The organism is Microbacterium sp. USTB-Y (assembly GCF_023703415.1).
Lineage (GTDB): Bacteria > Actinomycetota > Actinomycetes > Actinomycetales > Microbacteriaceae > Microbacterium.
Genome location: NZ_JAGMTU010000009.1, coordinates 42,217 through 65,983 on the forward strand (window position 1 = coordinate 42,217; position 23,767 = coordinate 65,983).

Annotated in this window: 17 protein-coding genes; 7 read left to right on the forward strand and 10 right to left on the reverse strand. The window is 70.3% G+C overall.

Annotated elements, in window-relative coordinates:
• Positions 1–43 precede the first annotated feature (43 nt).
• The gene (locus J8G10_RS17745) at positions 44–5,692 is read right to left on the reverse strand and encodes an LPXTG cell wall anchor domain-containing protein (RefSeq protein ID WP_251448145.1); all 5,649 of its coding nucleotides are present in this window, start codon (positions 5,690–5,692) and stop codon (positions 44–46) included.
• A gap of 611 nt (positions 5,693–6,303) precedes the next feature.
• Between J8G10_RS17745 and J8G10_RS17750 the strand changes: the two genes are divergently transcribed.
• The 4 genes from J8G10_RS17750 to J8G10_RS17765 all read left to right on the forward strand — a co-directional run bounded on the left by J8G10_RS17750 (position 6,304) and on the right by J8G10_RS17765 (position 9,622).
• Positions 6,304–6,681 carry a metalloregulator ArsR/SmtB family transcription factor gene (locus J8G10_RS17750; protein ID WP_251448148.1) on the forward strand — a complete coding sequence of 126 codons (378 nt, stop codon included), beginning with the start codon at positions 6,304–6,306 and terminating at the stop codon, positions 6,679–6,681.
• Positions 6,682–6,721: 40 nt separating this feature from the next.
• Positions 6,722–7,699, forward strand: coding sequence for an SRPBCC family protein (locus J8G10_RS17755; RefSeq protein ID WP_251448151.1), 978 nt, complete (start codon positions 6,722–6,724; stop codon positions 7,697–7,699).
• A 127-nt stretch (positions 7,700–7,826) separates the two neighbouring features.
• Positions 7,827–8,381 (forward strand): hypothetical protein, encoded by a 555-nt coding sequence (locus J8G10_RS17760; RefSeq protein ID WP_251448153.1) that lies wholly within the window; start codon positions 7,827–7,829, stop codon positions 8,379–8,381.
• A 185-nt stretch (positions 8,382–8,566) separates the two neighbouring features.
• Positions 8,567–9,622 (forward strand): DUF998 domain-containing protein, encoded by a 1,056-nt coding sequence (locus J8G10_RS17765; protein WP_251448155.1) that lies wholly within the window; start codon positions 8,567–8,569, stop codon positions 9,620–9,622.
• A 478-nt stretch (positions 9,623–10,100) separates the two neighbouring features.
• On the opposite strand, the gene J8G10_RS17770 is transcribed toward J8G10_RS17765, so the two are convergent.
• Together J8G10_RS17770 and J8G10_RS17775 are read right to left on the reverse strand one after the other, a co-directional pair.
• The gene (locus J8G10_RS17770) at positions 10,101–10,340 is read right to left on the reverse strand and encodes a hypothetical protein (protein WP_251448158.1); all 240 of its coding nucleotides are present in this window, start codon (positions 10,338–10,340) and stop codon (positions 10,101–10,103) included.
• 901 nt (positions 10,341–11,241) lie between these two features.
• Positions 11,242–11,589 carry a hypothetical protein gene (locus J8G10_RS17775; protein ID WP_251448161.1) on the reverse strand — a complete coding sequence of 116 codons (348 nt, stop codon included), beginning with the start codon at positions 11,587–11,589 and terminating at the stop codon, positions 11,242–11,244.
• A gap of 1,034 nt (positions 11,590–12,623) precedes the next feature.
• On the opposite strand from J8G10_RS17775, the gene J8G10_RS17780 reads away from it, so the two are divergent.
• The gene (locus J8G10_RS17780; protein ID WP_251448164.1) at positions 12,624–12,842 is read left to right on the forward strand and encodes a hypothetical protein; all 219 of its coding nucleotides are present in this window, start codon (positions 12,624–12,626) and stop codon (positions 12,840–12,842) included.
• An 860-nt stretch (positions 12,843–13,702) separates the two neighbouring features.
• Here the strand turns inward: J8G10_RS17780 and J8G10_RS17785 are convergent.
• A complete protein-coding gene (locus tag J8G10_RS17785; protein WP_251448167.1) occupies positions 13,703–14,023 on the reverse strand; it encodes a hypothetical protein in 321 nt (106 codons plus the stop codon).
• Positions 14,024–14,805: 782 nt separating this feature from the next.
• Between J8G10_RS17785 and J8G10_RS17790 the strand changes: the two genes are divergently transcribed.
• On the forward strand, positions 14,806–15,003 hold the full coding sequence (locus J8G10_RS17790; protein ID WP_251448170.1) for a hypothetical protein: 198 nt from the start codon (positions 14,806–14,808) through the stop codon (positions 15,001–15,003).
• A 139-nt stretch (positions 15,004–15,142) separates the two neighbouring features.
• Here J8G10_RS17790 and J8G10_RS17795 read toward each other — a convergent pair whose 3' ends face one another.
• From J8G10_RS17795 to J8G10_RS17815, 5 genes are all read right to left on the reverse strand, one after another.
• Positions 15,143–15,490: a protealysin inhibitor emfourin gene (locus J8G10_RS17795; RefSeq protein ID WP_251448174.1), complete on the reverse strand. Its 348-nt coding sequence runs from the start codon at positions 15,488–15,490 to the stop codon at positions 15,143–15,145.
• A complete protein-coding gene (locus J8G10_RS17800; protein ID WP_251448177.1) occupies positions 15,471–16,145 on the reverse strand; it encodes a hypothetical protein in 675 nt (224 codons plus the stop codon). Before J8G10_RS17800 ends, J8G10_RS17795 begins: the two co-directional genes overlap by 20 nt.
• 80 nt (positions 16,146–16,225) lie before the next feature.
• Positions 16,226–18,754 (reverse strand): RNA helicase, encoded by a 2,529-nt coding sequence (locus J8G10_RS17805; protein ID WP_251448180.1) that lies wholly within the window; start codon positions 18,752–18,754, stop codon positions 16,226–16,228.
• Positions 18,755–18,974: 220 nt separating this feature from the next.
• The gene (gene deoD / locus J8G10_RS17810; protein ID WP_251448183.1) at positions 18,975–19,688 is read right to left on the reverse strand and encodes a purine-nucleoside phosphorylase; all 714 of its coding nucleotides are present in this window, start codon (positions 19,686–19,688) and stop codon (positions 18,975–18,977) included.
• Positions 19,689–19,837: 149 nt separating this feature from the next.
• Positions 19,838–20,500 carry a DNA alkylation repair protein gene (locus tag J8G10_RS17815; protein ID WP_251448186.1) on the reverse strand — a complete coding sequence of 221 codons (663 nt, stop codon included), beginning with the start codon at positions 20,498–20,500 and terminating at the stop codon, positions 19,838–19,840.
• A 175-nt stretch (positions 20,501–20,675) separates the two neighbouring features.
• Here J8G10_RS17815 and J8G10_RS17820 point away from each other — a divergent pair, with 175 nt between their 5' ends.
• On the forward strand, positions 20,676–22,448 hold the full coding sequence (locus J8G10_RS17820) for a beta-galactosidase family protein (protein ID WP_251448189.1): 1,773 nt from the start codon (positions 20,676–20,678) through the stop codon (positions 22,446–22,448).
• Positions 22,449–22,678: 230 nt separating this feature from the next.
• On the opposite strand, the gene J8G10_RS17825 is transcribed toward J8G10_RS17820, so the two are convergent.
• The gene (locus J8G10_RS17825) at positions 22,679–23,716 is read right to left on the reverse strand and encodes an aromatic acid exporter family protein (protein WP_251448192.1); all 1,038 of its coding nucleotides are present in this window, start codon (positions 23,714–23,716) and stop codon (positions 22,679–22,681) included.
• Positions 23,717–23,767: the final 51 nt, after the last annotated feature.

The window sequence follows — 23,767 nt, forward strand, 5'->3', positions numbered from 1 at the left end:
CGGCGGCCCTGAACGGACCGCCGCCCCCCTCATCCTTCCCGGATCAGTGCTCGCGTGCGCTCGCCGAGCGCCGGCGCACGAGCACCAGCGCCGCTCCGGCGATCAGCAGGAGCAGGGCCGCCGCCGCGAACGGGGTGGCGTCGCCACCCGTCTGCGGGAGGGTCCCGGTGCCGGATCCGGTACCGGTGCCGGATCCGGATCCGGTGCGGGCGACGGTGAACGTGCCGCTGCCCGTGTTGCCGGCGTCGTCCTTCACGGTCACCGTGTAGTCGCCGGGCTGTGCGCCCTTGTCGACCGTCATGGTGAACGTGAAGCCGCAGCCGGGGCCGACGGTCACGATGACCGACTGGCCGAGCGCAGAGCCCGACGCGTCGGTGATCGTCACCGTGGCGGCGGTGCCGGCCGCGAATCCGGTACCGGTCACCTGGATCGTGTCACCCGGGCGGACGGAGGACGGCTGGACCTTCACGACCGGATCGATCGTGCAGGACTGCGTGCCCGCCGACACCGTGAGCGGCGCGGAGACCGCGGCGCCCGCGGCGTCGGTGCCGACCACCGTGTACGCGCCCGGGGCGGCGTTCTGCGGGACCGGCAGAACCGTGCCCGCGGGGATGCCGCCGTTCGCGTCGGTCGTGACCGTCACCGGCGCGCCCACCGGAGCCCCGGAGGGGTCCGTCAGCTGCAGGCTCACGGTGGTGTTCGGCTGCCAGCCGCCGCCCGTCACCGCGGTCTGCGTGCCCGGCGCGGCCGGTCCGCCGGCTGCGAGCGTCGGGTGGTAGACCGCGACCTCGGCCGTGTCGGCGTCCTCGGATGCCGCATCGGTCGCGACGACGGTGTACGCCCCCGCGGCGGCATCGGCCGGGACCGGCACGACGGTCGCTGCGGGGAGGGTGCCGTCATCCGCGATCGTCGCGGTGACCGGTGCGCCCACGGGGCCGCCCGACGGGTCGGTCAGCTGCAGGGCGACGGAGTGACCCGCCGTCCAGCCGCCGCCGGTGACCGTCGTGCGCCCGCCGGCCGGAACCGGACCGGTCGCATCGATGCCGGGGGCGACCGCCGCAGTGACCTCGACCGAAGCCGATGCCGTCGCGCCGTTCGCGTCCGTGCCCGTCGCCGTGTAAGCGCCGGGGACCGTCGCCGAGGGGACCGCGAGCGCGGCTCCCGCCGGCAGTGCGCCGTTCGCGTCCGCGGTGACCTGCACCGCGGATCCGATTGGAGCGCCGGCCGCGTCGGCGAGCTGCAGCGTGACCGCCGTGTTCGGCAGCCAGCCCGAACCGGTGATCGCCGACTCGCCACCCGCCGGGACCGGGCTCGTCGCCATGACCTCGGGGCGGTAGACGTCGACCGCGGCGGTCGCGATGTCGCCCGAGGCGGCGTCCGTGCCGACCACGCTGTACGCGCCGGCCGCCGCGTTCGCCGCGACCGGGATGGTGACTCCGGCCGGCAGGGTGCCGTCCGGCGTCGCGGTCGTGGACACCGGAGCGCCCACGGCCGCACCGGACGGATCCGTCAGCTGCAGCGACAGGCTCGCGCCGGCCGCCCAGCCGCCGCCGGTGACCGTCGTCGTCGTGCCGGCCGGGACCGGACCGGTCGCCGACAGGACCGGCGTGGTCGCCGCGATCACCGAGACCGGGGCCTCGGCGGTGCCGCCGCGCGGATCCGTGGCGACCACCGTGTAGTCGCCGGGTGCCGCGCCCGCCGGGATCAGCACCGAGGTGCCGGCCGGAAGAGCGCCGTCCGCGCCCGTGATCGCCGTGGCCGGTGCGCCCACGGGAGCCCCGGAGGGATCCGTCAGCTGCAGCGACACGGTGTCGACGGGCGCCCATCCGGTGCCGGTGATCGTCGTCGTTCCCCCGGCGGGAACCGGGGAGGTCGCCGAGATCGCCGGGACGTAGACCACGACGGGAGCGGAGGCCGTGCCGCCGTTCGCATCGGTGCCGACGGCGGTGAAGGCGGTGCCGGCGGCTGCGCCGGCGGGCGTGGTCAGCACGGTCCCCGCGGGGATCGTGCCGTCGGCGCCGGTGACGACCGAGACCGGAGCACCGACGGGGGCGCCGGTGGCGTCCTCGAGCTGCAGCGTCACCTCGGAGTTCGGCAGCCAGCCGTCGCTCGTGACGTCGGTCGTGCCGCCGGCCGGAACCGGGGAGGTCGCCGACAGCGCGGGTGCGTAGATCGAGACCGGGATCTCGACCGTCGCGCCGTTGCCGTCCGTTCCGACGACCGTGGCGTCACCCGGGGCGGTGCCCGCGGGGATCGGCACGCAGGTGCCGGCGGGCAGGGCGCCCGCGGCGTCCGTGGTCGCCGTCACCGGTGCTCCCAGCGGGGCGCCCGCGGCGTCGGTGAGCTGCAGCGTCACCGTGGTGTTCGGCTGCCAGCCGGCACCGGACACCGGGTAGCAGCCGCCGGCCGGAGCGGCAGGGCCGCCCGTCAGCGACGGCGCGTACACCGTCACATCCGCCGACACCGTCGCGCCACCGTCGTCGCTTCCGGTCACGGTGAGCACGGCGCCCGCCGCGATCGTGGCCGGGATGGCGAGGGTGGTCCCCGTGGGGATCGCGCCGTTCCCGTCGGTGGTGACCGTGGTCGGTGCGCCCACCGGGGCGCCCGAGCCATCCGTCAGCTGCAGGGCGACCTGCGCGTTCGGCAGCCAGCCGGTGCTCGTGACCGTCGTCGTGCCACCGGCGGGCGCCGGGCTCGTGGCCTGGATCGCGGGCTGGTAGACGGTGAACGCGTCCGTGGCGGTGGCGCCGGAGGGATCCGTGCCGGTGACCGTGTACTCGCCGGCGGGGCTGCCCGCGGGGACGATCAGCACGGTTCCGGTCGGGACGGTGCCGACGGTGCCGGTCGTCGCGGTCGCCGGGGCTCCGACCGGAGCTCCGGACGGATCGGTCAGCTGGAAGGTGATCGGCGTGTTCGGCGCCCAGCCTCCGCTGGTGACCGTGGTGAAGCCGCCCGACGGGACCGGGGAGGACGCCGTCAGCACGGGCGACGTCGCCGCGACCACGGTCACCGGGGCGGTGACGGTCGCGCCGTTCGCGTCCGTGCCCGTGACGGTGTCGTCACCCGGGGTGGTGCCCGCGGGCACCGACAGGCAGGTGCCGGCCGGGATCGCGCCCGTGGCGTCCGTGGTCACCGAGAGCGGGGATCCGATCGCCGTGCCGGAGCCGTCGGCGAGCTGGAAGCCCACCGTGCTGTTCGGCGCCCAGCCGGTCGAGGTGAGCGTCGTGCACTGGCCGGCCTCCACGGGGGAGGACGCGGTCAGGGTCGGCGCGTACACCGCGGCGTCCGCCGTGGCCGTGTCACCCGATGCCGGATCGGTTCCGACGATCGTGTAGGCGCCGGGAGCCGCGTCGGCCGGGATCGGAACCGTGGTCCCGGACGGCAGGTCGCCGTTCGCGTCCGTGGTCGCGGTCACCGGGGTGCCGAGCGGCGCGCCGGACGGATCCGTGAGCTGCAGCGTGATCGGCGTGTTCGGGTTCCAGGATCCGCCCGTCACCGTGCTCTCGCCACCGGCGGGAACCGGGGACTGCGCGCTCAGCGTCGGGGTGCCGGTCGAGCTGCCGACCGTGATCGGGGCGGTGCGCTCGGCGCCGGTCGGGTCGGTGCCCGTGACCGTGTAGGAGCCGGGTGCGGTGCCCGCCGGGATCGGCACGCAGGTGCCGGCCGGGATCGCGCCGTTCGTGTCGGCCGTCGCGGTGACGGGGGAGCCCACCGAGGCGCCCGAGGCGTCGGTCAGCTGGAACGTCACCGTGGTGCCGGGGATCCAGCCGGTCGAGGTCAGGGCCGAGCAGTCGCCCGGAGCGACCGGGGACTGTGCGGTGAGAGCCGGGTCGTACACCGTCACGGAGCCCGTGCCGGTGGTGCCGGACGGATCGGTGCCGACGACGGTGTAGTCGCCCGGCGCGGTACCCGCCGGAACCGGGAGGCAGGTGCCGGCCGGGACGGCCCCGGTGGCGTCGGTCGTGACGGTGAGCGGGGAGCCCACCGGGGCGCCCGAGGCGTCGGTCAGCTGGAACGCGACCGCGGTGTTCGGCGCCCAGCCCGTCGAGGTGAGCGTGGTGCACGCACCGGCCGGGGTGGGCGACGACGCGGTCACGACCGGAGCCGCGGCCAGACCGCACGCGTCGACGCGGGCGCCGGCGTTGCCGATGCCCAGCCGCGCGGTGCCGCCGCCGACGCCGAAGCTCAGCGCCGACACCTCGACACCGGTGGTCTTGGTGCTGCCGTCCGGCGCCTGACACGTCGTGACGTTCTGATGGTTGAGCTGCACCGAGAAGAGGTTCCCGGCGATCGCCTGCAGGAACGGCTCCACCGCGGCCCGGATGGGCGCCGTCACCAGATCCGTCTTGATGGTGGTGAACGCCGCGAAGATCGGGCTCCCGCCGTCGGAGAGGATCAGGTTGATCGGCGACATCGCGAGCTGCACCGCGGAGATGACCGGCGCGAGCAGGACGCAGGCCGTGCCGGTGCACGGCTCGACGACCTGACCGGCGAGGTTGACGCCGAACGCGGCCGAGGTGGGCGGGAGCAGCGGCGGCGCCACGGTGGCGGCGACGTGCACGGTGATGCCCTTCATCGAGTTCAGCGCCGCATCCGAGGCGACCGAGAGCACGGTCTCGATGGCTTCGTGGATGTCGCCGGCGATGAACGGGTAGGTGTCGCTGTCGATGAGCTCGGTGTTCGGAGCCTGGTTGTTCAGGCCGACCGGACGGTTGGGGATGATCCCGTTCGGGTGGTTCGGGCTCGGGTCGTTGCTGCCGAGGCGGCCGAGGTCGATCGTGATCGTGCCCTTGCCGAGATCGATCTCCGCGTATCCGTCCTTGGTCTTGATCGGCGACAGCATGACCGCATCGAGCACGTCCTGCTTCACCGTGCTCGACACCGTGGTCGTCAGCGTGGTGCCGGGCACCAGGGATGCCAGCTGGGTCAGGTTCAGACCCTGGTTGATCGTGTCGACCGCGGAGGTCTCCAGCGTGCCAGCGGCGTCGCTGAGCCCGGCGGCCGCCTGCTCGATGATCGGCGAGTGGATCACGAGCTTCGCGGATCCGGCGCGGTACTGCCCGTAGCCGGTGACGCCGCCGTCGGGATCCTGGAGGACTCCGTCGATGGCCTTCACCCAGGCGCCGCCGAGCGCGAAGCTCAGGTCGGCCTTGTCGATGGCCGGCGCTGCGGCGGAGGCCCCCGGAATCGAGAGCAGGTTGATCTGCGCCTCGCCGAACTCGCTGTCGGTGCCGTCCAGCGTCAGACCGCCGTCGGCGCCGACGATGCCGGCGATGCCCTCGGCGTTGCGTCCGTCCGTCGCCGTCGAGCGGCTCTGCAGTGCGCCGAGCTGACCGAAGGAGATGAACTGGTCCAGCGGGATCTGGTACCCGGAGCCGAAGTCCACGATCTCGGTGCCCCCGATGGCGCCGCTGAAAGCCTCGGTGTTGGGCCCGGGGCTCTGGGTCGAGCCGGCGTGGGACTGCGCGAGACCGAACAGATCGGTCCCCGCGAGGCTCATGTCGAGGATGCTGGCTTCCGCCTCGGCCTTGTCGTTCGGATATGTGTCGAGCCCGGCGGCGGAAGCCGCACTGGTCGCGAACAGGACGCCGACGACGCCGATCGCCGTTCCGGTCAGGACGAGACCCGATCCGCGGCGGCGCCGGCCCGGGGGCCTCCCCCGTCCGGTCTCCTCGTGGTTCGTCAGAAACATGAACTACCCCCTCCGTGGAAGAACTCCGTTGGATACAAGGGGAAGTCGCTCAACGGCGCGGCCAATGCGTCGTTGCTCCCCCTTGAGAGACTTCCTAGCGGTATATCGGTGCGTTGTACAGCCCCTTCATAGGTTGATTTGTCGGACGGGGTGCTGAATTCTGTGAAGATTCCAGACGCCAGAGATCTGGATCCAGATGGATAACGATCGGGTAACAAGCAACCGCTTGCCACCTGCGGCGGCCTGTGGTCGCTGTGTCGGCGACCAGTGGGGCGGTGTCGCGAGGGGCCCCAGGGCGCCGCGGAACGACGCGCCGATCGGAACATTCCGCCGACGGCATGTTTCCGTTTCGGCCGCTCGTCTGGCGCGTGAGGAGCCCGTGGGGTATGGGCCTTCCGCCCCTTCGCCGGGATAAGTAAAGGGTGTAAATTGCTGGCAACTCTCGGGGCTACCCCCTCCAGAGTTCCTCGCCGATCGGTTGGCCAATAGCGGATCGGCAGCGACCCCTTCCCGTACCGACCTCGTTCCGAGGCGGCGGGGAAGGGGTCGCGGGCGTTCGGAGGAAGGATGCCTGTTGACACCGGATCCGCGCGGTCGTAATCTACAACCAAATGGTTGTACGAAATGAACTGAGCGATGAACAGATCGACCGTGTGTTCCAGGCCCTCGCGGCGAGCACGCGGCGCGACATCCTGCGCCGCACGATCGCCGAAGAGCAGTCCGTCTCCGAACTCGCCCGCGACTACGACATGTCGTTCGCGGCGGTGCAGAAGCACGTCGCCGTGCTCGAGGCGGCCGAGCTCATCGTCAAGCGCGCCGAAGGACGCGAGCGGCTCGTCCGCGCGAATCCCGAGATGATCGCCCGCGCTCGCGCCCTGCTCTCCCGCTATGAGGATCTCTGGCGCCACCGGATCGCCCGTCTCGACGACCTGCTCGCCGAGGACGACCCCGACGCGCGCCCCGCACCGCGCGGATCCACCATTCCCTGACCGAGACCGACAGCTTCGACCGACCCAGAAGGAGGGTGACATGCCTGTCACCGATGTGATCACCGACCCCGAGAACCTGACGATGACCGTCATCGCCGATCTCGCCGCCCCCGTCGAGCGCGTGTGGAAGGCCTACTCCGATCCGCGTCAGCTGGAGCGCTTCTGGGGCCCTCCCGGCTGGCCCGCGACGTTTACCGCGTTCGACCTGACCGTCGGTGGCCGTGCCCGGTACACGATGAACGGCCCGCGCGGCGAGCAGTCGAGCGGATCCTGGGAGTTCCTCTCCATCGACGGCCCGCACGGCTTCGAGGTGCTCGACTCGTTCGTCGGCGACGACGGCGAACCGCTCGACGGCTTCCCGAGCATGCGCATGACCTTCGGCTTCGCGCCGTCGGCGGAGGGCACGCGGATGACCAACGTGTCGTACTTCGACTCGGTCGAGGCACTCGAGCAGGTCGTGGCGATGGGCGCCGTCGAGGGCACCCGGATGGCGATGAGCCAGCTCGACGCCGTGCTGCAGGACCTGCGCGACTACGCCCAGGGCAAGGGCACCCGGCTCGAGGTGCTCGATGACACCCACGTGCGGATCACGCGCCTCGTCGACGGGCCCCAGGAGCTCGTCTGGCGCGCGCACAACGACCCCGAGCTCATGAAGCAGTGGCTGCTCGGACCCGACGGCTGGGAGATGACGGAGTGCGTCGTCGCCGCCCGGGCGGGCGAGACCTACCGCAACTCCTGGGCCCCCGTCGGAGACGGCGCCGGTCAGGCCTTCGGGTTCGAGGGCGAGGCGCTGCTGGTCGACGCCCCGCGCCGGGCGGTCACCACGGAGCGCATGCAGGGCACCGAAGGGCCGGTCACGCTGAACGACCTCTCGCTCTACGAGGAGGACGGCGCGACGCTGATCACCCTGCTCATCGAGTACCCGGATGCCGAGACCCGCGACATGATCCTCGCCACGGGCATGATCGACGGCATGGAGACGTCCTACGCCCGCCTGGAGGACCTCGTTCTCGTCTGATCCGCCCGACGGGCCCGGATCCCGGACGGATCCGGGCCCGTCCGCGTACGGACGTGGGCTGTTCCGGCTCGGATCCGGGCCCGTCCCCGCTCGGCTGCCGTGCGTCGCGAGCGGATACGCTCGGGGGATGTCCACGTTCGTGGTGAAGATCCTTCTCGTGCTCGCCGTCCTCATCCTCGTGGCGGCGGCGATCTCGCGGTTGCGCGGACGGCGCTCCGTGGGCCCGGTGCGGCAGCGGATGCCGAAGCTGGTGCTCTTCGTGGGGGTGCTCTTCGTGGCGCTGGGAGGACTCCTCGCCCTGGCTTCGTTCACCGCGGCGAACCCCGACGGCATGCTGTGGCCGATGCGCATCGCCTCGGCGCTGATCGTGCTCGCCGGCGTGTGCTTCCTCGTGATGTACCGCAACTTCTACGTCGAGCCCCGGGCCGATGAGATCGCGTTCCGCACCGTGTGGGGTCGCGAGGCGGTGATCGCGTACGCCGACATCGTGGACTACTCCGTGCAGGCGTCCGGCGGGAGGCTGAAGCTCACCGTCCGAGCGGCGTCCGGCCCGAGGCTCCGGCTGAGCCCGAACCTGTATGACCTCTCTCCGCTGCTGCGCGCCAGCGAGTTCCGGCAGCACAACGGGCGATGGCCGGTGCGCGGCGAGCTGCACGGCGGACCCGGCACCCTGACGCGCTGACGCGCTGACGCGCTGACGCGCTGACGCGCGCCTCGGGGCGCAGGCCCCGACGCGCGCCTCGGGGCGCCGTCGCGAGAAACCACTTCTGTCCCGAGACATCACGTCAGCACGTGAGTCTCCTGCAGGATCTGGTTTGTCGCCGTGATGCCGCCGTCGGTGTCGGCGGGGCGTGATTGCATGACGGCATGGACACTGCGGAGCGACTGCGCGCCGAGACGCGCACGGTGTGGGCGACGGCGCTCTGCTTCGCCGCGGGGACGGTCGCCGGGCTCGCGGTGCTGTCCGGCCCTTCTCGTCCGCTGACCGGACCCGGATCCCTCAGTCCGCCGGTCGCGGTGGTCGCCGCGGCCATCGCCGCGGCGGCGTTCGTCGCCAGCACCCTGCAGCACCGTCGCGGTGAGACCTCTGCGATGCCCCGCTGGCAGACGGCGATCTCGCACATCTCCGCGGTCGCGCTGACGGTCGCGTTCGCCGCGGTCACCGCCCTGGGCGTGCTGCTCGCCGGGCTCGTGTTCGGGGCCGGGCTGCAGGGCTTCACGGCCCCGGCGCTCGGGGGCGCCGTGATCTCCGGTGTCGCAGCGGCGATCGGCGGGCGGTTCGCGTACACCGCGGGCGCCGGCATCCGCACCCGCGACCTGGCGGCCCTGCTCTTCGGCTTCCTGGCGATCGGCACCCTGTTCGCCATGGGCACGGCGGGGGATCCGCTGTGGTGGCAGCGGAACTTCTCCCAGCTCGGCCTCGGCGCCGGCGGCTGGGCGTTCAACGGCACGCTCACGGTCGCCGGACTGCTCTTCGCCACGGTCGGGGCCTACATCGGACGCGATCTGCACCGGCTGCGCGGCGACGCCGCTCTGCGTGGGATCGCCGCCGTGGTCGCGCTCTGGGCTGCGACGGGGTGCGCCCTCGCCGTCGTGGGGCTCGTGCCGATCGAGGCGAACAGGGTCGTGCACTGGATCGCGGCGGTCGGCGCACTCGTGCTGTTCGCGCTCGCCGCGATGACCTCGGCGGCGGCGCTGCCGGGGCCGCCCCGCGCGCTCGTGATCGCGACCGTCGGGCTCGGCGTGCTGCTGGCGGCGGCGGTGCTGCTGCACTGGCCGGTCGGGCTGTACTCCTCCACGGGAGTCGAGGCGATCGCCGTGGGGCTGGGCCTTGTCTGGATGACGACCTTCGTCCGCGTACTCGCCGTTCTGGTGCCGGACCTTCCCCGGGTCTCGGCTCGGGCGAGGCTCTGGCGAGGCTGAGGCGGAGCGCGTCCGGCGGCAGGCTCCGTGCCCGATCCGGCTTCCCGCCCGGGCGAGTTCCCTTCGATCAACTCCCGGTCCGAGACGCTGGAGACGTGGTTCAAGGCGCGGCCGCTGCCGACGAGAGCGGTCGTGCCCGCGTCGTACTGGCGCGAGATACGGAAGCCGTCGAAGCGGTGGGTCCACCTGTCGTTGCCGGGGGGAGGAGCTGATCGGCGTGGCTGCAGTCCTGCAGCGTGTTCGTGGTTTCCCAGCACAGTCAAATCATGGGAAACGAGGATGTGGACCTGCCCGCGCAGGATCGAGGGGAGCAGTCGTGGTCGCCGGTGACCGCGACGATCCAATTGGGCACGCCATCCCAGAACAGGTCGACGGTCGAGGCCGCGGCAAACACTGCTATCGGGTTCACCTCAGAATCCGATCGAGTTCGTGACTGCTGATTCATACGATGGCGATCCATCTTGACTATGGCCGCGGCTCAAAGGCTTGTGGGAGGGTGGGCTGCGACCGAGTCGGGCTCGTTGAGGAACTCGAGGAAGCGATGACCCTTGGCGTTGGTGCGGGCAGCGAAGATGCCCTGGGGTGTCATCGTCGTTGTGAGAGGGATTTGCGCGAGACCGTTGCGTTCCAGGTCCGCCGCAGCTTGAGCTATGGGCTCGCGAGACGCGTTCGCCGTGGTGCCGAGCGCGGACTCGAGTGGCCCGCTGATGCCGCTCATGTAGAGGTCCTGGTGCTGCTCCCAGAGCCGTGCGCTTGGAGCCATGCCTCGGGATTGGTGACGTAGTGCAGCATCCAGATACGCAGCGGACTAAGTTTGTCGACGAGGCGGGTGAACTGCTCCCGCTCGGTGGCGGTGAATGGTGCCCAGCTCCCGCCGTTCGCGACTGCCGCCGCAAGCCAGGCGCGACGCGCCCGGCTCGCCGTCTCGGCCGCGGCGCGTTGCGCGCGTGACCACCGCGACGAACTCATCCGAGCCCCCGATGTCGTCGATCGTGATGCTGTCGTCGAGCCGCTCGATCGCATCAGAAAGTGCTCTTACGATCGCGGTGTTGAACTCATGCGGGCGTCGCGCCTGCCGGGAGGCGAGAACGTGAGCGACGGTCTCGGACGCGAGCGAACCAATGACGGGAATGGTGCTTAGAGCAGCTTTGCCCGCAAACGCGAGAGCGTCCTCGGCTGGCTCGTGGGGCGGTACGAGGTCCTCAAAGTCGTCATGCGTCTCATGATGCGTTACGGCGCGGACATCAGGGTCATGCGAGGCGCCGCAGAACCACGCGTTCGCGATGGCGAGAAACGCACATAGTGTCCTTTCAACTGGATAACGGGGTTATCGAATCTGGGTAGATAGCGGTCGTAGTTGGCGAACGAAAGCTAACGCCGGTCCCGATCTTCGCCCCCGGGGGCGACGTCGAGCGCGGCGCCAGTGCTGTTCTGAGCGCCGCGAATAAGAGCCGACTGCTTGGTCAGTCGTCGAACGAGCGACGGTGCTTCTTGATGCCTGCGCCGCGAACCGAGGCGGCGGCTGCTCGGTCGGGCCCCTTGACCATCTCGGGGTGGACAAGGAGGCTGGCTTCATAGTCCGAGATCACCGTCACGGCATTCAGCCGGCATAGCTCCAGTTACCCGATAGCGACGCCGTGCGGCGACTTCCAGTGCCCGCGTTCATTCGCGAAGGGGTTGCCCAGGAACGCGTTCTGCATGACGGCGCCGAGATACCAGTCCAGCCCAGACTCGAACACGTACTCGTAGTGCAGCTCCCAGAAGACCGGAACGCGAAGGACCGACGTCGCCTGGATGCAAACCGTCCCCTCCAGCTGCTTCTCGAAGTCGATGGCGCTACGCACGTACTGGACGATGCGGTTGTTCAGCTCGGCGGCAGCCTGCCGAAGCGCAGGCTCGGGGTACCCGGTAGACGCCGCGTGTGCAGACATGTCGATGATCGAGCTGCGCAGGGCCAGGAATCCCATGCCGAGAGCGGTCTGCCGATCGAGACAGCCCAAGCCTCGATGCGCTCAAGAAGCAACTCCGCGGATTGCTGGCTTCTTCGATGCTGGGATCAATGGGCGGATCCATCATGATCGCGGCGTGCTGCTGGCTGCGAGAGGCGTCACTCAGAATCACGCGATCACCCTAGCGGCATCCGGATCCGCCTGCACGTCGGGCACCGGCAGCCAGCTCATCTTGCCCGAGCAGCTGTGGTCGCACTGGCCCGACCCCACCGTCACGGGAGATCAGGTGCTCATCGACGAGGCCGTGCGTGCCGGCGGGGCGTAGGCCGAAGCGCTGCGCGTCGACCAGTTGGCGCCTTTCGGCGCGAAGGACGAGGGGCCGCAGCTCATCCACCCTGTGAGCGCGTAGTCAACCGTGCTGTGCAGCGCGGCGGGGTGAGATCACGCCCAGTTGTCCCCAAAGGACGGACAGCCAGATTCACCGGATATGGATAGCCTTCCCCAGGACTCGCATAGGAGCTAGTCCCTAGCGGAGGAGAAAGCATGGCAAAGAAGCGTCGAGTGAGGCTTGCGATTCTTGCAGGTCTGGCGGCTTTCGTGATCGCGGCTTCGAGTGCGGCGCCCGCAATGGCCGCTGGGAACGGAGGAGAGGGCAACAACCCGGGCAGCACAAGCGGAGCCAACGCGGGAAAGCCAGGCAAGCCCGGCGACGAGATTCGCATCGGCACAAGCCTTGAGAATTCAACACTGCTCGGGGTCGTAGGGGAGACCGCGGTCACGCCCTACCTGTTCGATCCGCTTGACACGCTCAACTGCGACTGGGGGAACGATCCAAACTGGGAGGTCACCAGCTATTGGCACTATCGGTTCGACAACGCATGGGGTCCGTGGATCCCCGAGGGGTCGACGCCGCTGAAGTGCGGTACCGACACATCATCAGGGTTCAAGCACATCCGGTCTCGCCACCAGTGGGGCTCGGCGCTCCACCCCAACTCCTGGGAAGCTATCCGACAGAGCGCAATTAGCGCCGGGGCGCCGTCGGGGCCGACTACATGGACCACGCAATCAAGGCAACCCTCGACATGCCGCAGCCGCCGGCCGTTGCGCTTAGTAATGACAAGGCGTGTTTCTCGGCGCCGTATCACATCTGGCAAGGGACAAAGATCTATTCGTCCTGGTATGCGAACACGATTTCGTCTGTGAACAACAACATCGTCATCACCGCTTATCTGAGCGATAGCTACTGGACTTCGGATTGCTCCGAAGACTGACGGAGCACACCTAGGAGGCGCTAGCCCTCTTGGGTCGGCGCAAACTCGGAGAAGCGGGGGATCACTACGATTCCCCGCTTCTTCACTGCCTCCTGTACCTCATTGCAGAGAGCTTCACCTTCGGCGATCCAGGCTTCCCCCATCTCAGTAGACGGCCACCGGATCTCGAAGACAGGGTCAAGTTCTTCCTGCCACACCCGAACCCACTCGACAAGTCGCCGGGTTAGATCTGTGGACAGCCCAAGGTGCTCGGGGCGTAGAGCAACCGGTCCCCAGAGTGGCCACTTGTGTCCCCAGTCGGGGAAGAAGGCGATTTCGTTCGAGGGCTGAATCGGCATCATGGGGTTCACATCATAGAAGTCAGCACGCGCGTGGCGAAACGTGAAGGTTGTCAGACTGTCGACTGACATTGTCGCTATTACAAGCGAATCTCAGATGATCCATAGGCATCATAGTTTGGTAAATCTGATCTATCCGTGGAAGGGTGGGGACGAACAAGCGCTACCCGCACTTGGGGATGCAGCGCCTTGAGGAGCGTCAGCTGCGGGCCGCGCGCTGCGCCGACCCTCTGCAGTCACTCACGGCTGAGCAGTTGCGTTTGAACGCGCAGCCGGTGACCGTCGTCTCGGACGCTGTGCACCTCTGGGGTCACGTCTGGCTGCGCTTCGGCGACGTCGACGTGCGTTGTACGGTCCTCGTACGCCGCTGGACCGCGGATGCTGTCTGCGAGGAGCTGCCCGTCGACGACGGGGAACCCGCGCTGCTGGATCTGGCAGGGAGCATGCCAGCGCCTCGCGCAACGCACCGACGCGTGGGCCTGAAGTGTGATCTGTGTCGGCAAGCCAGCGCCGCGGCCCGGGTCACCGCATATCGCCGTCTGGATCGGGGAACGACTTCAGCTTCTTCGCGATGCCATCGAGCACCTCATTGAGGTTGTCAGCGGACTCCACAAAATCTGATGCGAGTGCTTCGCTGATCCGGATGTCGTCAAGTTCGTGTACGAGTCTGTTGCGGAGATTCTGTAGGTCGAAAGCAACTAGGGCAGTCGCCTTCGACATGAGGCCGCGGTCCACGAGACGAGGGACGAGGGTGCGCAGGTTCGCGGCACTGGCGCGTGTGAGGCCGAGAATTCGCCCGACTTCTGCTGCTCTTTTTTCGACTCGCAGCCATGCTTCGAGCATGCGGCCCGCGTTGTAGATGCCGAACGATGATCGCTTATCGTCTTCGCCGAACTGATCAGCTAGGACCTTTCGAAGTGCCCGGATATGCGCCGTGTACTCAGCCGGGTTTGTCGCGGCTGAAGGTACTTTGTGTGACGACGGGCCGTACCCTTGGTTGGCAGCTGGTTCCGCTCTCTCCGGCTGGCTATTCGTCTGGAGCGCGTTCGATCCATTAGGGGAAGAGGTTGGCTGGACGCTGTCTTGCGTAACGGCCGGCTCTTGCTTCTCTAGCTCTGGCAGCATTTCGGCGCGCTGTTGTGCTCCCAACCGGAGCGCAGCTGAGGTAGGCCGAGCGCTCGATCAAGCTTCGACGGTGCGTACCAGATCGGTTTGTCGGCGGCGTCTTTCGGGATCATCGCCGCGGTGCATCCGATGACGCGCGCCTGTCGTGCCGCCGTGACGCAGTCGCGCTCGCTTGAGGTGTTCGCGGCCGCGGTGCGTAGACGGCGACGAAGTTCGTCGCGCTGCGTGTAGGCCTCGCCCTCGCGGGCGGCGCGCGCGGTCTCGGCGGGCTTGTTCGCGCTGAGCGTCCGGGCGTCGACTGCCGGCTTTCGAGCACGTCGAGGCCGTGCTTCACTTCGAGCTGACCCGCGATCCTCTGCGCGCGGGAGAAGCCTCGTCGACGTGCCTCCGGCGGCAGGCTCCGTGCCGGATCCTGACGTGCGTCCGGCGGCAGGCTCCGTGCCCGATCCGCCTTCCCGCCCGGGCGAGCCTCGTCGACGTGCCGGGCGCACAATGGATCCATGGGCATGTTCACGCAGAAGCCGCAGGAGCCGAGCGCGTGGGCGGCGCTGCCCGGCGAACCGCTGGATCGCGAAGACGATCTCCTCCCCGAGCCCGCGGCGGATCCGCTCGGGCTCGGCCTCGGTGCGTCCACCTCAGCGACGAGCATCGCGATCCCCGCGCCGGCCGTCGCCGCGGACGAGTCCGGCCAGGACTGACGGCGAGCCGCACGGCGGGCCCGCGACGCGGGCGCACCCTCCCCGCTGTGTCGTTCCCTCCCCTGATCCGTGTCGCGCCGGCGAGGGAGAGCCGGTGCGGGGCGGGGAAGACGGGAAGGACCGGCGCGCGGGGCGCTCGTCACTGAGGAGCGGTTCCTCCGTCGGCGGCGCGGACCGCCTCGACGAGGTCGCGCCAGGGGCCGGAGAGATGCTCCTCCGGGATCACCTGCTCATGCCGTTCGCGGCGGATGCGCGCCTCGATGCGCCAGACGAACCGATCCGCGCCCGTGCCGGGCGGCGGCTTCTCGTCCCACGGGCAGCGGTCGACGAGCAGCATCCAGTGCTCGGCATCCCCGGCGGGCTGCACGCTCCACCGCCGCGTCATCCCTGCGATGCCGCCGCTGCGCGCCACACGGATCGCGACGCCGTCGTCGGTGTCGGTCTCGGACGGGATCCCGACGGGCGGGTCAGCCGGCGGAGTGCCCATCGCCCGTCGCTTTGATCACGCCCACCGATGCCCAGGCCATCCTCGCCGCGTCGCCGGTGGCTGTGCTGACGGCGTCGGCCTCGGCGATCGTCGCGGCCGCGAACTGGGCGAAAGTGAAGCCCTGGAAGACCTCGCCGTCGCCGTCGCCGAACACCATGCGCTCGCCGTTCCAGAAGGCGTTGTCGTACCCGGATCCGTAATGCACGGTCGCGTCGAGGGCCAGCCCCTTGCCGTCGATCGAGTTGCGCTGGAACGCGTCGAGGAGCATCTGGAACGTGGCCCCCAGCCCGTCGAACGCCTGGTTGACGGCGGCATCCGCGACGGTCGGCTCGTCCTCGGTGCGCACGACCGTGCCGGGGAGCGTCTCGGTGCCGTGGGCATCGCTGATGGTGCGGTTCGGCGCCGCCTCGACGGTGGCGACCAGGGTTCCGTTCTCGTCGATCGACAAGCGCAGCTGCGAACGACGCGCCGCGGGCGGCGCGGCGATCAGCGTCTGTCGCGCCGCCTCCGCGGCCTGCGTGTAGCGCTCCGACTCCGCGAGCCTCGACAGGAGATACGAAGGGATGATGCTGTGCCGGAGCGGGCTGGTCCGCCCGGCCCTCCGGTGCGCCCCCTGGTGTGCGGTCGGCCCTCCGCGGCCCTCGTGAATCGTCATGACGCCCTCCGTTCCGCTCCGTGTCTTCGACGATACGCCGCACGTCGGACATCGGACGCGGATCCCCTGAAGGGGCGGGATCAGAGCCGGTCCACGGCGGTCACGACGACGACCGCCTCGCCTGCCTCGTCGGAGGCGTCGAGATCGACCGTCGCGGAGATCCGCCAGTCGTGGTCGCCCGCGGGGTCGTCGAGGATCTGCTGTACGACCCAGGAGCGGGCCGGACGCTCGTGGCCCGGCCCTCCCGTCTCGTCGATGATGAGCAGCGCGGCGCTGCGGGCATCGGGGCCGGTGCGGATCTCGTCGTGCTCGGCGAAGTACGCGTCCAGCGCCGCATCCCAGCCCGCGGTCCCGAACTCGGGGTCGAGCCCCGCCAGGGCGTCCAGATCCTCTCGGGCTGCGAGCTGCACGCGACGGAACAGCTCATTGCGCACGAGGATCCGGAAGGCCCGCACGTTCGTCGTGAGCCGCTTCGGCGCCGGGGGCACCACCGGCTCCTCGTCGTGCGAGACGGGATGGCCGGAGACGAGCTCCTCCCATTCGTCGAGCAGGGAGGAATCGACCTGGCGCACGAGCTCGCCCAGCCATTCGATGAGGTCGCGCAGCTCCTCGGTCTTCAGGTGCTCGGGGATGGTCTGCGAGGCGGCCCGGTACGCATCGGAGAGGTAGCGCAGGACGACGCCCTCGGAGCGGGCGACCTTGTACAGCGCGACATATTCCCCGAACGACATGGCTCGCTCGTACATGTCCCGCACGACCGACTTGGGATGCAGCTCGAAGTCGCGGATCCAGGGCTGCGCCGCGCCGAAGGTCTCGAACGCGGCCGACAGCAGCTCTTCGAGGGGCTTCGGGTAGGTGATCTCCTCGAGCGCCTCCATGCGCTCCTCGTACTCCATGCCCTCGCGCTTCATCGCCGCCACGGCCTCGCCGCGCGCGACGAACTCCTGCTGGCTGAGGATCGCGCGGGGATCGTCGAGCGTCGCCTCCACGATCGAGAGCATGTCGAGCGCGAAGGCCGGATCCTCCGGATCCAGCAGTTCGAAGGCGGCGAGGGCGAAGGGGGAGAGCGGCTGGTTCAGGGCGAAGTTCGGCTGCAGGTCGACGGTGAGGCGGATCGTGCCGTCGGGGTCGCGCTCGACGATGCCCGACTCCCGCAGGGTGCGGTAGATGCCGATGGCCCGGAGGGCCAGGATCCGCTGCTTCGCCGGCGGCTCGTGGTTGTCGTATACCAGTGCGCGCATATTCGCGAAGACGTCGCCGCCGCGTCCGATCACGTTGAGCATCATGGCGCTCGTGATCTGCATGTGCGAGGTGAGCGTCTCGGGCTCGGCGGCGATGAGCTTCTGGAACGACGGCTCGCCCCAGGACACGAACCCGTCCGGCGCCTTCTTGCGGATGATCTTGCGCTTCTTCTTCGGATCATCGCCGGCCTTGCGGATCGCGGCGATGTTCTCCGATTCGTGCTCGGGAGCCTGGGCGACGACCGTGCCGGCGGTGTCGAAGCCGGCACGGCCGGCACGGCCCGCGATCTGGTGGAACTCCCGGGCGTTGAGCTGGCGCATCCGGGTTCCGTCGAACTTCGTCAGCGCCGTGAGCAGCACCGTGCGGATCGGCACGTTGATGCCGACGCCGAGCGTGTCGGTGCCGCAGATCACGCGCAGGAGTCCGCGCTGGGCCAGCTGCTCGACGAGCCGGCGGTACTTCGGCAGCATGCCCGCGTGGTGCACGCCGATGCCGAGCCGCAGCAGCCGGGCCAGGGTCTTGCCGAACGAGGTGGTGAAGCGGAAGCCGCCGATGAGCGCCGCGATCTCGTCGCGCCGCTCGCGGGTGGCGACCTTCGCGCTCGCGAGCGCCTGGGCGCGCTCCATGGCCGCCGCCTGCGAGAAGTGCACGATGTAGACCGGGGCGCGGTCGGTGTGCAGCAGGTCGTCGATCGTCTCGTGGATCGGCATCGTCTCGTAGAAGAAGTGCAGGGGGACCGGGCGCTCGACGCCGGTCACGACGGCGGTGCCCCGGCCGGTGCGCCGGGTGAGGTCCGCGGCGAGCTCGGTCACGTCGCCGAGAGTGGCCGACATCAACACGAACTGCGCCTGCGGCAGCGAGAGCAGCGGCACCTGCCAGGCCCAGCCGCGATCCGGGTCGCCGTAGAAGTGGAACTCGTCCATCACGACCTGGCCGACCTCGGCGTCCGGCCCCTCGCGCAGCGCCAGGTTCGCCAGGATCTCGGCGGTGCAGCACACGATCGGTGCGTCGGCATTGACGGCGGAGTCGCCCGTCACCATGCCGACGTTCTCCGCTCCGAAGACCTCGACCAGGCTGAAGAACTTCTCGCTCACGAGCGCCTTGATCGGGGCCGTGTAGTACGTGCGGCGCCCGGCGGCGAGGGCGGCGAAGTGCGCGGCGACGGCGACCAGCGACTTGCCGGTCCCGGTCGGGGTGCTGAGGATCAGGTTCTGCCCCGAGACGATCTCGATGACCGCCTCGTCCTGCGCGGGGTAGAGCGAGATCCCGGTGGACTCGGCCCATTCGACGAACGCGAGATAGACCGCGTCAGGATCCGGATCCCCCGCGGCCGGGCGGACGACGGACGGATCGAGGCGCGCAGACATGATGCATCGATCATCCCACCCGCCGGAGTCGCCGAGCGGCTGGTCTGGGGGCCACGGCCGGCACAACTCAGGCTGGACGATCGGCTCCGCCTCGGAATGGTCCCGGAATCCGGGCTTCCGTGACCTCCAGCCTGAATACGGAGAGATGCTCCGCCCCGCCCCGGGGTCGTGGGACGGGGCGAGCGCTCGCGCAGTCGGCGCCCGCGACCCGCACGCCGGGTCAGGCCGCGGTTGCGGCCTCCAGCGCGATGCGCACCATGTCGCCGAAGCTCTGCTCCCGCTCCAGGGCCGTGGTCTCCTCGTGCGTGACGAGATGGTCGGACACCGTGCAGATGCTGAGGGCTCGCCGGCCGAAGAACGCGGCGAGCGTGTAGAGCGCGCTGGTCTCCATCTCCACGGCGAGCGCGCCGTGCGCGACGAACGGCTCGGTCAGCTCGGGGCGGGTGCTGTAGAACTGGTCGCTCGAGAAGAGCAGGCCGACGTGCACGGCGTGGTCGAGGTCGGCCCGCTCGCTCGCCTCGACGGCGCGCCGCAGCAGGGAGAAGTCGGCGACGGGGGCGTAGTCCTGGTCGTGGAAGCGGATCCGGTTGATCCCCGAGTCGGTGCACGCGCCGTTCGCGATGATGATGTCGCGCATGCCGACCTTCTCCGTGAGCGCGCCGCACGAGCCCACCCGCACGATCGTCTGCACGTCGTACTCGCGGAACAGCTCGTTGGCGTAGATCGACATGGACGGCTGCCCCATGCCGGATCCCTGCACGGAGACGCGATGCCCCTGCCAGGTGCCGGTGAAGCCGAGCATGCCGCGCACCTCGGAGTAGCACTCCGCGTCGTCGAGGAAGGTCTCCGCGATCCACTTCGCCCGCAGCGGGTCTCCGGGGAAGAGGACGACGGGGGCGATCTGGCCGGGCGCGGCGGCGATGTGCGTGCTCATGCGATCAGGGTAGCGAGACGGATTCGGGTCGGACCGGGTCGTGCGCGCATGCGCAGGCGGGCGCCGGATTGCGGGCGGGCGCCGGATTGCGGAACGGGCGCCGGATTGCGCGGGCGGGCGCCGGATCCGGCGGTGAGCGCGGCCGGGCCTCAGCCCTGCCGGCGGACCATCTCGGCGATCCACAGCGGTGCGAACGGCGAGGTGCAGTTCGGCGGCGTCGGGTAGTCGGCCAGCACCTGCAGGTGTTCCCCGATCGCGATCGCACGGTCGCGCAGCGCCGCGTGGTGGATGCCGATCTGTGCGAGCGTCTCGTTCATCGCCCACTGCTCACGCGCGGGCGCGGCGACGAGCTCGCGTTCGATCCGGTCGAGCAGCCCGTCGAGGTCGAGGCCGTCGGGATCCTTCGCGACCCGGGCGGAGGTGAGCGACCAGGCCGCCGCACGCGCATCCGGATCCGCGTCGTCCAGCCAGCGCAGGCGCAGCTCCTCGGCGAGCGGCGACTTCTTCACGAGGTAGGCGACGAGCCAGTCGTGCGCCTTCGCGCTCTGCGTCGACCGCAGCATGCGGTCGAGATCGTCGGCGTCGAGGGCGCGGGGCTTCGCGACGAGGATGCCGAGGAGCTGTCCCGCCACATCCCCGGAGTCGTACAGCTCACCGGCGAGCTCCGGATCCGTCCCGATCCGCTTCGCGAGCGCGCGCAGCTTCGAGAGGTTCACGCCGTGCGCGTCGCCGTGGCGCTCATTGACCGCGCGCGCCTTCGGATCCTCCAGGGCGGCGAGCTCGGCGAGGGCGTCGGCAAGGGTCGTGGACATGCCGTCAGCCTAGAACCGTGTGTCGAACTCCGTCGATCCGGGGGATTTCGACCGTGCGCCCGCGGAACGCGCCGAATCGACGGAGTTCGACACCGCCTCGCGCGCGCAGGTGCGCTGGGATCCGTGCGTGAGCGACAATGGTGACGCAAACATCGCGTCCGATCCCAGGAGAGCCATGACCGAGACCCCGAGCCCCGCGCTCACCCACCGCGACGGCGCCCTGCTGCGCCACGGTCGGCCGTTCCGGATGCTGTCGGGAGCGGTGCACTACTTCCGCATCCACCCCGACCAGTGGGAGGACCGGCTGCGCCGCCTCGCGGCGATGGGGGCGAACACGGTCGACACCTACATCCCGTGGAACTTCCACGAGCGGGTCGAGGGCGAAGCGGACTTCACCGGCTGGCGCGACGCCGAGCGGTTCATCCGGCTCGCCGGAGACGTCGGCCTCGACGTCTTCGTGCGCCCGAGCCCGTACATCTGCGCCGAGTGGTCGAACGGCGGGATCCCGTTCTGGCTGAGCGCACGCACGGGCGCCCTGCGCACGAGCGACCCGGTCTTCCTCGCCGCGGTCGACGCCTGGTACGACGCGCTGATCCCGCGGCTGGCCCCGCTGCAGGCCGCGCACGGCGGGCCCATCACCGCGGTCCAGGTCGAGAACGAGTACGGATCCTTCGGCAGCGACCACGACTATCTCGTGCACCTGCGGGACGCCCTGCGCTCGCGCGGCATCGTCGAGCTGCTCACGACGGCCGACGGCACGACCGCGGACATGGTGCGCAACGGCAGCGTCGAGGGCGCGATGGGGTCGTTCACGTTCGGCACCGGAGTGGCGCTCGCGAAGAAGCTGCGCCGGCCCGGCGACGCGCTGATGTGCGCCGAGCTGTGGGGCGGATGGTTCGACCACTGGGGCGAGCAGCACCACGTGCGGTCGGCGGCGAGCATGATCGGCACGGTCGAGGAGCTGCTCGCGGAGGGCGGATCCGTGAGCCTGTACATGGCGCACGGCGGCACGAACTTCGGCCTGTGGGCCGGCGCGAACCACGACGGCGCGCTGCAGCCGACGGTCACCTCGTACGACTCCGACGCGCCGATCGGCGAGGACGGATCCCTGAACGACAAGTTCCACGCGCTGCGGGCCGTCTTCGCGCCGTTCCACGACGGCGACCTGCCGCCGATCCCGGCAGCGCCGCGCCGGCAGCCGGCCGCCTCGGCTCCGCTGAGCCCGGTCGCGTCGCTCCTCGACGTCGTGCGCGCCGTCCCCGCCGGTGCTGCCGTGCCGATGCCGCTCTCCTTCGAGGAGCTCGGCGCCGAGGACGGTCTGGTCGTGTACGAGGCGGAGATCACGTACGCCCCCGGTGCCGCGCTGACCGTCGACGTGCTGCACGACCGGGCGGTCGTCCACCTCGACGGCGTGCGCCTCGGCGTGCTCGAGCGGGACGGGGAGCGGTCGCTCGATCTACCGGCGGAGGGAGGATCCGGCGTGCTCACGCTCGTCGTGGAGAGCCAGGGGCGCGTCAACTACGGCCCGCACACGGGGGAGCGCAAGGGCATCCTCGCCGGGGTGCGGATCGGGCGCCGGTTCGCCCACGGCTGGACCCACCGTGTCGTCCCGCAGGAGGCGCCCGCGGATCCGGCTCTGCCCGACGCGGCGGCCCCGGCGGCCGCAGCGCCGATCGATGGGCTCGCCGTCGCCGTGTTCGACGTCGCAGACCCCGCCGACGCCTGGCTCGCGTTCCCCGGCGCCGGCAACGCCCTGGTGTGGCTGAACGGGTTCCTGCTCGGACGCTCCCGTGCCGTGGGCCCGCAGGTCACGCTGTACGCGCCGGGCCCGCTGTGGCGGGAGGGACGCAACGAGATCCGCGTGCTCGACACCGACGCGCTCGGATCCGCCGTCGAGATCCGCGAGGAACCCGACCTCGGCCCGGTGGAGGAGTTCATCGGGTCGTAGCGTGCCCGGTGGGCGAGGGGCCGCGCGCACAGTTCAGGCTGGACTTCGCGGACGCGCCGGTATCGGCGGTCTTCGGGGCCCTTCGGCGAGCTCCAGCCTGAGTTGTGCACGGACGGGAGGCGAGCCCGCCGTCGGCTCGCGACCGATCCGGGTCCGCGGCCGCGGCCTGATCCGCGGTAGGGACCGGATCTGGGGTAGGGACCGGATCTGGGGCAGGGACCGGATCCGCCTCAGTCCTCGTCGCGCAGGCCGGCGCGGATGCGGCGCAGATCCTCGGTGAGGGAGCCGATCAGCACCCAATTGCGCGACGACGGCGGACGGATGTCGAGCGCCGAGGTGAGCGCCGGGATCGCCGAGGTGAGCGTCTCGGGCTCCGGATCCACCTCGGCGAGCTGCACGGCGAGGCGCACGTCGTGCCCGGCGCGGTGCAGCTGCTCGGCGATCGCCGGCACCGACGGTTCGGCCGGCAGGGTGTCGTCGTACTGATCGACGTAGGCGCGGGTCATGCCGATGACCTGCGTCACGATCGGGCCGAGCCGTTCGAGCAGCGCGCTCATCGCCGCGAGCTCCGTGCGGTGCCGGGATCCGCGCGGGTTCAGGGTGAGGGATTCCTCGCCCGCACCGAGCGATGCGTCGGCGGCGTCCTTCATCGGACGCAGCAGCCGTGCCTCGAGCATCAGCTCCTGCAGGCGCGCGGGGCTCTGCGGTTCGGTGATCGCGTCGCCGAGCCGGTCGAGGGTCGCCGCGAGCTCTCCGCCGAGCAGGGCGAGGTCGCGCCGCGCCGGATCCACGAGCACCGGGGGCACCACGACCACGTTGACGACGAAGCCGATGGCCGCGCCGATGAGGGTCTCCAGGATCCGGTCCACGGCGTAGTCGGGGCTCGCGGATCCGAGCGCGAGTACGAGCATCGCCGAGATCGCCACCTGGTTCGCGGTGCCCGGCGTCGCCTTGAACGACCACGCCACCACCATCGCCACGACGACCGCGAGCAACACGACCCAGCTGAGTCCGCCGAGGGCGAGGCTCAGCAGCACCGCGATCACGACGCCCGCGATGACGCCGATGCTGCGTTCCACGGCCTTCGCGAACGACTGGTTCACGCTCGGCTGCACGACGAGCAGCGCGGCGATCGCCGCGAACACGGGAAGGTGCCCCGGCACGAGCCAGCCCGCGATCAGCCAGGCCGCGATCGTGGCCGCGGCCGACTTCGCCACCTGCAGCAGCGGCGCGCGTCGTGCGGCGCGGAGGGCGGCGAGCGGACGCATGACTCCACGGTAGTCCGCGCGGCTGTGCGCGGTGCGACCCGCAGTAGAGTG